The sequence below is a fragment of the Stenotrophomonas sp. SAM-B genome, assembly GCF_013387485.1.
GTDB classification, from domain to species: Bacteria; Pseudomonadota; Gammaproteobacteria; order Xanthomonadales; family Xanthomonadaceae; genus Stenotrophomonas; species Stenotrophomonas maltophilia_AA.
In genome coordinates this window covers 1-444 of the sequence record NZ_JABBXB010000044.1, presented here as the reverse complement: position 1 = coordinate 444, position 444 = coordinate 1, and the positions used below count along the sequence as shown (strand labels likewise).

General features: G+C 54.1%; 1 rRNA gene. It reads left to right on the top strand.

Annotated features, from left to right (window positions below):
* A 16S ribosomal RNA gene (locus HH110_RS19155) occupies positions 1 to 444 on the top strand; the annotation flags it as partial.

Below are 444 nucleotides of genomic sequence, written 5' to 3'. Positions count from 1 at the left end.
AGCAGTGGGGAATTTTGGACAATGGGCGAAAGCCTGATCCAGCCATGCCGCGTGAGTGAAGAAGGCCTTCGGGTTGTAAAGCTCTTTCAGCCGGAAAGAAATCGCGTTGGTTAATATCCAGCGTGGATGACGGTACCGGAAGAAGAAGCACCGGCTAACTACGTGCCAGCAGCCGCGGTAATACGTAGGGTGCGAGCGTTAATCGGAATTACTGGGCGTAAAGCGTGCGCAGGCGGTTTGGTAAGCCAGATGTGAAATCCCCGGGCTTAACCTGGGAACTGCATTTGGGACTGCAAGACTAGAGTATGGCAGAGGGGGGTGGAATTCCACGTGTAGCAGTGAAATGCGTAGATATGTGGAGGAACACCGATGGCGAAGGCAGCCCCCTGGGCTAATACTGACGCTCATGCACGAAAGCGTGGGGAGCAAACAGGATTAGATACC